This is a genomic window from Actinosynnema sp. NPDC037264 (assembly GCF_055603705.1).
In genome coordinates, this window is record NZ_JBVJVK010000124.1 from 1 (window position 1) to 6986 (window position 6986).

A 6986-nucleotide genomic window follows, 5' to 3' on the forward strand; every position below is an offset into this window, starting at 1 on the left:
GTGTGCCGATGGGATGCGTCAGACACATCCACTCCGCCCGGAGGTCCTCCCGTCTTCAACCCGACACGCCGTCAACAACCTGATTAGCCACTACATCTAGCGCCGTAGTATCGGTGGTGAAAATCCATACCACGTGGGAGGCGCCGTGACGGCAGGAGTGCGGGGCGAACACGTGCACTCCCCGGAACGCCGGGTGCCACCACCGGCGCCGCGGCAGCCGACCCGGACCCTGTCCGCGGCCGGCGAGCTGCTGCGGGCGCTCGCCGCGCCGGTGCGGATCGCGATCGTGCTGCAACTGCGCGAGGCGGACCGGTGCGTGCACGAGTTGGTCGAGGCGCTGGGCGTGGCCCAGCCGCTGATCAGCCAGCACCTGCGGGTGCTCAAGGCCGCGGGCGTGGTGCACGGCGAGCGGCACGGCCGCGAGGTCGTCTACCGGCTCGTCGACGAGCACCTCGCGCACATCGTGGTAGACGCGGTGACCCATGTGGACGAGGGGCCGCCGCGTGGTATCAACCAGACCGACCGGACCCCCCGGACGGAGGAGATGTGACCACTAGCGAGCGCCCGACCACCGCGGTGCCCGGGCTGCGCTCGACCAAGCAGCGCACCGCCGTGTCCAAGCTGCTCGACTCGCTGGGCGAGTTCCGCTCGGCCCAGGAGCTGCACGAGGAGCTGCGCAAGCGCGGCGAGGGCATCGGCCTGACCACGGTCTACCGCACGTTGCAGTCGCTGGCCGACGCCGGCGAGGTCGACGTGCTGCGCACCGACTCCGGTGAGGCGATCTACCGCCGCTGCTCCCAGCACCACCATCACCACCTGGTGTGCCGCGGGTGCGGCCGCACGGTGGAGGTCGAGGGCCCGGCGGTGGAGAAGTGGGCCGACCGGATCGCGGCGGAGAACGGGTTCGTCGAGGTCAGCCACACCGTGGAGATCTTCGGCACGTGCCGCGACTGCTGCGACGGCGGCCGAGCCGAGGCCCGGCACTCCTAGCCCGGGCCTCGTGGCTCAGCCCTCGTAGGTGTCCTCGGGCGCGGTGATCGGCACGACCTGCGACACCGTGAACGTCGGCACGAACGCGCTCTCCTTGGTCGCCGAGCCGGGCACCACCCGGCCGGTGGCCTCGACCCACTGGTCGGTCGGCAGCGCGGCGAAGTCCTGACCGACCATCTTCGCCTTGACCGGCGAGGCGTCGGCGGCGCAGCACGAGATCGTCAGCCGGGCGATGAACACGTCGGCGTCCTTGCGCACCACGAACCCGGTGAGCTTGACCGTGCGGTCGTCCAGCGAGCCGGAGTCGTCCCACGCGGTGCGGGTGACGAACCCGCCGATGGTGAGCGGCACGACCTCGTCGGACGGCAGCGGGGCGAACCCGCTCGACGCCTTGGCCTCCTGGGCGGCGTTGCGGTCGGACCGGTTGACCGTGTCCGCGCCCAGCGCCGGCGGGCTGATCAGGAACACCGCGAGCACCGGCAGCAGCAGCATCCACGGGCTGCGCGACGAGCCGTGCTCGTGCCCGGCGTGCTCGACCCCGCTGGGCTCCGCCTGACCTGCCCGGGACTGCCCGGCGCGGATGTCACGGGCGATCGACACCAGGGCCAGCACCACCATGACGCCGCCGGTCACGACCAGCCACGGCTGCAACGACTCCTTGACGTACCGCAGGTACGTGCCGGTCAGCGCGAGCTTGAGCAGCGCGCCGCCGAGCAGGACCAGCAGGATGTTCTGCGTCTCACGCCTCATGGGTCCCCACGCCTCCTCGGTTCTCCCGCCTCACAGGAACACCACTCCCGCCGCCAGGGCCGACGCGATCGCGACCAGGAACGTGGCCGGTGCGAAGCGCGCCGCGAAGGACTTGCCGAACGCGCCCGCCTGCAGCGCGATGAGCTTGACGTCGACCGCCGGGCCGACCACCAGGAACACCAGCCGGGGCAGCAGCGGCAGCGCCGACATCGAGGCCGCCACGAACGCGTCCGCCTCGCTGCACAGCGCCAGCACCACGGCCAGCAGCGACAGCACCACGACGGCCAGCACGATCTGACCGCCCAACGTCTCCAGCCACGCCTGCGGCACGAGGACGTTGAACGCCGCCGCGAACACGCCGCCGAGCACCAGGAACCCGCCCGCGTCGACCAGGTCGTGCCGCGCGGTCTCGGCGAACACCAGCCAGCGGGACGACCCGTCGTGGTCGGGCAGGCGGCGCAACGCGCGTTCGGCGATCCACTCGGCCTTGCCGAACCGGGTCCACAGCCAGCCCATGACCACGGCGGTGAGCAGCGCGCCGACGAACCGCGCGGGCACCATCATCGGCGCGTTGGGGAACGCCACGGCCGTGGACACGAGCACGATCGGGTTCACCGCGGGCGCCGCGAGCAGGAACGTCAGCGCCACGGCGGGCGCCACGCCCTGCTGCATCAGGCGGCGGGACACGGGCACGGCCGCGCACTCGCAGCCGGGCAGGGCCACCCCGGCGACACCGGCGACGGGCACGGCCAGCGCGGTTCTCGTCGGCAGCGCCCGGCGCAGCACGGTGGCCGGGATGAACGCCGCGATCGCACCGCTGATCAGCACGCCGAGGACGAGGAACGGCAGCGCCTGCACGCACACCGCGACGAACACCGTCGACGCCGTGCGCAGCACCGGCACGTCGAGCACGCCGACCAGCCAGTCCTGCAACAGCAGCGCCGCCACGAGCAGCACGCAGAGCACTTCCAGCGAAGTGATCTTCCAGCGCGGCGGCGGACGGCGCGGCCCCGCGCCCCGGATCTCGCCAGTGATTGTCACTTTCGAGATGATGCCAGAACCACCGCCGACGGCTCACCGACCTACGTCGGGTCTTCAGCCGACGGCCACGTGACCGTCACGGGCGGTAGGTTCGGGGCGTGGACTGGCACGGGTGGCACGCCGACTACGACCGCCCGGACTCCGCGCTCGCGCGGCGGCTGCGGGCCGTCCAAACACAGGTCAGGGCCGCGTTGGACGACAGCCCGCCGGGGCCGCTGCGGGTGCTCTGCCTGTGCGCGGGCCAGGGGCGCGACCTGCTGGAGGTGCTCGCCGACCACCCCCGGCGGCACGACGTCCGCGCGCGCCTGGTGGAGTTGGACCCGCGGAACGCGGCGGTCGCCGAGGCGACGGCCCGGGCGGCCGGCCTGACCGGGGTTGAGGTGCGGACGGCCGACGCCTCGCTCACCGACCACTACCGCGACCTCGCACCGGCGGACCTCGTGCTGGTCTGCGGCGTGTTCGGCAACATCACCGACGAGGACATCGAGCGGACCGTCGAGCACTGCACCCAGCTGTGCCGGACGGGCGGCACGGTCATCTGGACCCGCCACCGCGGCGCGCCGGACCGCGTGCCGCTGATCTGCGAGTGGTTCGAGGAGCGCGGCTTCGCCCGCCGTTGGCTGTCCGACCCGGACGCGGGCTTCGGCGTCGGCGCCCACCGCTTCCACGCCGAACCGCAACCGCTGGCCGCGGGCGTGCGGATGTTCACGTTTATCGGGTACGAGGTCCTCGAGAAGGACGCCCAGCGGTAGACGTAGGAGAACCGCCGGGGCACCGTCAACGGTCCCCCGAACCCCGGTACGGCCGTGCCCGACCGTACCGAGGTGGCCACCCGGCGTTACTCGGAGTCCTCTTCCTCGTCACGCAGCTCGGCGATCGTCGCCAGCACGTCCACCGCCTCCGTGACCGGGAGCAGCGGCTCGACCACGGCGGTCACGCCGCGGCTCGCGGCCAGCACCTCCTCGGCCAGCCGCACGGCGTCGTCACGCTCGTAGGGCCCGCACACGAACGAGGCCCACTCCTCCCCCGCCGACGCCTCGAACGTGATGGCCCACGGCAGGCCCTCCACGTCCGTCTCGTCGTCGGGCTCGTACACGATCACCCCGGCCATCAGGCACCGTCCCCGGTTCCGGCCAGCAGCTCGTTGCGCAGCTGCGAGGCAGTGGACACGACCAGCATCAGCAGCGTGCTCAACGGCTCCGGCTTGAGCCCTTCGGCCGGGAACGCGTAGCGCAACGTCACGTCCATCCCGCGCTCGGTGTTCACCACGCCGAGCGTGCCGAACAGGCCCTGACCGGCGCGTTCCGCGGCGGACACGGCCAGGCTGGGGTCGTTCGGCAGGTCCCACGCCACCACGCAGGTCAGGCTGAGCACGGTCAGGCCGTCGGCCAGCCGCATCGCCTGCACCGCGCACGGCACCTCGGCGTGCTGGAAGCTCAGCGCGCCGTCGTCGTCGACGTGCACCTCGTGGAACATCTCCAACGCCTCGCGGGCCGCGGTGAGCAGCTCCGCGGTCACCTTGGCGTCCTCGTCGGTCACTTAAGAATCCTCCACGTCGGGCTTGTCCACGGCGCCTCCGAAGCGCCGGTCGCGCATGGCGTACGCCTCGCAGGCGCGCCACAGGTCGAGCCGGTCGAAGTCCGGCCACAGGATGTCCTGGAACACCAGCTCCGCGTACGCCGACTGCCACAGCAGGAAGTTCGACGTGCGCTGCTCGCCGGACGGCCGGATGAACAGGTCCACGTCCGGCATGTCGGGCTGGTACATGTGCTTGGCGAGGGTCCGCTCGTCGACCTTCTCCGGGTTGATCTTGCCCGCCGCGGCCAGCCGGGCGATCTCCCGCGCCGCGTCGCCGACCTCGGCCCGCCCGCCGTAGTTGATGCACATCGCCAGGTTCAGCACGTCGTTGTCCTTCGTGCGCTCCTCGGCGACCTCGAGCTCCTTGATGACGCTGCGCCACAGCCTTGGCCGTCGGCCCGCCCACCGCACCCGCACGCCGAGCTCGTCCAGCTCGTCGGTGCGGTGGTGGATCACGTCGCGGCTGAAGCCCATGAGGAAGCGGACCTCCTCCGGGCTGCGCCGCCAGTTCTCGGTGGAGAACGCGTACAGCGACAGCCACTTCACGCCCATCTCGATCGCGCCCTTGGCCGCCTCCACCACGACGGCCTCGCCGCGCTTGTGCCCCTCGATCCGGGACAGGCCGCGCTGGTTGGCCCAGCGGCCGTTGCCGTCCATCACGATCGCGATGTGCCTGGGCACGAGGTCCGCGGGCAGCACCGGCGGCGTGGCGCCGGTGGGGTGCGGTTCCGGGGGTCGGGGAACGCGCTGGACGCGCTCAACCCGCCGTCGGCGGAGCATGGCTGTCCTCTCAGGGGGTGTGCTGCGGAGGGGTTTCTCGTGCGGCAGGCGACTCTAACCGTCGGTCGCCTGCGCCTTTCTCTCGACCAACGGCAGCGACCGCAACTGGCGCTCCAGGTGCCACTGAAGGTGCGCGGCGACCAGGCCGCTCGCGTCGCGGCGGGCGACGGCGGGAATGCCGTCCACCTCGTCCCACCGGCCGTGCAGCAGCGCCGCGAGCAGGCGCAACGTGTCGGTCGACGGCGTGGCGCTGCCCGGCGGACGGCACCGCGGGCACACCATGCCGCCCGCGTGCACGTTGAACGCCTTGTGCGGGCCGGGGTCGGCGCAGCGGGCGCACTCGTCGACCGCCGGCGCCCAGCCCGCGAACGCCATCGCGCGCATCAGGTAGGCGTCGAGGATGAGCGAGGCGTCCCGCTCCTTGGCCGCCAGCGCCCGCAACGCGCCCGCGACCAGCAGGTACAGCCGCAGGACGGGTTCGCCCTCCTCGGAGGTGAGCCGGTCGGCGGTCTCCAGCACCGCGCACCCCGCCGTGTAGCGCTGGTAGTCGTCCACCAGCACCACGCCGAACGCGTCCAGCGTCTCCACCTGCGTGATCACGTCCAGCGACCGGCCCGGGTAGAACTGCACGTCGACGTGCCCGAACGGCTCCAGCCGCGCGCCGAACCGCGACGACGTGCGGCGCACGCCCTTGGCCACCGCGCGCAGCTTGCCGTGCCTCTGGGTGAGCAGCGTGATGATCCGGTCGGCCTCGCCGAGCTTCTGCACCCGCAGGACCACACCGGTGTCGCGGTAGAGGTTCGCCACCTTCGCCAGTCCCTAGAAACCCAGTCTGCGCAGCTGCTTCGGGTCGCGCTGCCAGTCCTTGGCGATCTTGATGTGCAGGTCGAGGTACACGCGGGTGCCGAGCAGCTTCTCGATGTGCTTGCGGGAGGTGATGCCGACCTGTTTGAGGCGCTCGCCCCGGTGGCCCAGGATGATCGCCTTCTGGCTCGGCCGCTCCACGAACACGTTGGCGTGGATGTCCACCAGGTCGTCGCGCCCCTCGCGGGGCAGCATCTCCTCGACCACCACCGCGATCGAGTGCGGCAGCTCGTCGCGCACGCCCTCCAGCGCGGCCTCCCGGATCAGCTCGGCGACCAGGGTCAGCTCCGGCTCGTCGGTCAGCTCGCCGTCCGGGTACAGCGCCGGTCCCTCGGGGAGCTTGCCCAGCACCAGGTCGGCCAGGGCGTCGACCTGGTAGCCGTTCACCGCGGACACCGGGATCAGGTCGGCGAAGTCCATCACCTTCTGCAGCGCGAGCAGCTGCTCGGCCACCTGCTGCTGGCCGACCAGGTCGGTCTTGGTGACGATGCCGATGACCGGGGTGCGCTTGGCGATCTTCTCCAGCTCGGCGGCGATGAACTTGTCGCCGGGGCCGACCTTCTGGTCCGCGGGCACGCAGAACCCGACCACGTCCACCTCGCTCCACGTCTCCCGCACCAGGTCGTTGAGGCGCTGGCCGAGGAGCGTGCGGGGGCGGTGCAGGCCGGGGGTGTCCACGAGGACCAGCTGGCCGTCCTCGCGGTGCACGATGCCCCGGATGGTGTGCCGGGTGGTCTGCGGTTTGCTCGACGTGATCGCGACCTTGGTCCCGACCAGCGCGTTGGTCAACGTCGACTTGCCTGCGTTGGGGCGGCCGACGAAGCACGCGAACCCGGAACGGTAGCCATCCATCCGTCCATTGTCCCCGCACCCGTCGGCCGCGCCGCGTCAGCCCTCCATAAGCTCTTGATCGTCCGGGACACGATGTTCCGGACGCCCGGGTTGGTGGGGTGTGGCAATCAGTCCTCTGCCGTTGGATGGCT

Annotated in this window: 10 protein-coding genes; 3 read left to right on the forward strand and 7 right to left on the reverse strand. The window is 71.7% G+C overall.

Features of this window, described 5'->3' with window-relative positions; genetic code table 11:
- Window positions 1-145 precede the first annotated feature (145 nt).
- On the forward strand, window positions 146-550 hold the full coding sequence (locus ACZ7GX_RS45485) for an ArsR/SmtB family transcription factor (RefSeq protein WP_372470458.1): 405 nt from the start codon (window positions 146-148) through the stop codon (window positions 548-550).
- The gene (locus ACZ7GX_RS45490) at window positions 547-990 is read left to right on the forward strand and encodes a Fur family transcriptional regulator (protein WP_498786892.1); all 444 of its coding nucleotides are present in this window, start codon (window positions 547-549) and stop codon (window positions 988-990) included. Before ACZ7GX_RS45485 ends, ACZ7GX_RS45490 begins: the two co-directional genes overlap by 4 nt.
- Before the next feature lie 15 nt (window positions 991-1005).
- Here ACZ7GX_RS45490 and ACZ7GX_RS45495 read toward each other — a convergent pair whose 3' ends face one another.
- Window positions 1006-1740 carry a TIGR03943 family putative permease subunit gene (locus tag ACZ7GX_RS45495; RefSeq protein WP_498786893.1) on the reverse strand — a complete coding sequence of 245 codons (735 nt, stop codon included), beginning with the start codon at window positions 1738-1740 and terminating at the stop codon, window positions 1006-1008.
- Between the two features lie 30 nt (window positions 1741-1770).
- Window positions 1771-2781: a permease gene (locus ACZ7GX_RS45500; RefSeq protein WP_498786894.1), complete on the reverse strand. Its 1011-nt coding sequence runs from the start codon at window positions 2779-2781 to the stop codon at window positions 1771-1773.
- A gap of 98 nt (window positions 2782-2879) precedes the next feature.
- Between ACZ7GX_RS45500 and ACZ7GX_RS45505 the strand changes: the two genes are divergently transcribed.
- Entirely contained in the window at window positions 2880-3533 is a 654-nt protein-coding gene (locus ACZ7GX_RS45505) for a class I SAM-dependent methyltransferase (protein WP_498786895.1), read from the forward strand.
- Window positions 3534-3619: 86 nt separating this feature from the next.
- Here ACZ7GX_RS45505 and ACZ7GX_RS45510 read toward each other — a convergent pair whose 3' ends face one another.
- From ACZ7GX_RS45510 to era, 5 genes are read right to left on the reverse strand one after another with little or no spacing between them, the layout of a single operon-like run.
- A complete protein-coding gene (locus ACZ7GX_RS45510) occupies window positions 3620-3892 on the reverse strand; it encodes a hypothetical protein (RefSeq protein ID WP_498786896.1) in 273 nt (90 codons plus the stop codon).
- Window positions 3892-4320, reverse strand: a complete 429-nt coding sequence (locus ACZ7GX_RS45515; RefSeq protein ID WP_230566865.1) for a YbjN domain-containing protein — start codon at window positions 4318-4320, stop codon at window positions 3892-3894. Before ACZ7GX_RS45515 ends, ACZ7GX_RS45510 begins: the two co-directional genes overlap by 1 nt.
- Window positions 4321-5139 (reverse strand): isoprenyl transferase, encoded by an 819-nt coding sequence (locus ACZ7GX_RS45520; protein ID WP_498786897.1) that lies wholly within the window; start codon window positions 5137-5139, stop codon window positions 4321-4323.
- 54 nt (window positions 5140-5193) lie between these two features.
- Window positions 5194-5946 carry a DNA repair protein RecO gene (gene recO, locus ACZ7GX_RS45525; protein WP_498786898.1) on the reverse strand — a complete coding sequence of 251 codons (753 nt, stop codon included), beginning with the start codon at window positions 5944-5946 and terminating at the stop codon, window positions 5194-5196.
- Between the two features lie 12 nt (window positions 5947-5958).
- Window positions 5959-6855 (reverse strand): GTPase Era, encoded by an 897-nt coding sequence (gene era, locus ACZ7GX_RS45530; protein ID WP_498786899.1) that lies wholly within the window; start codon window positions 6853-6855, stop codon window positions 5959-5961.
- Between the last annotated feature and the right edge of the window lie 131 nt (window positions 6856-6986).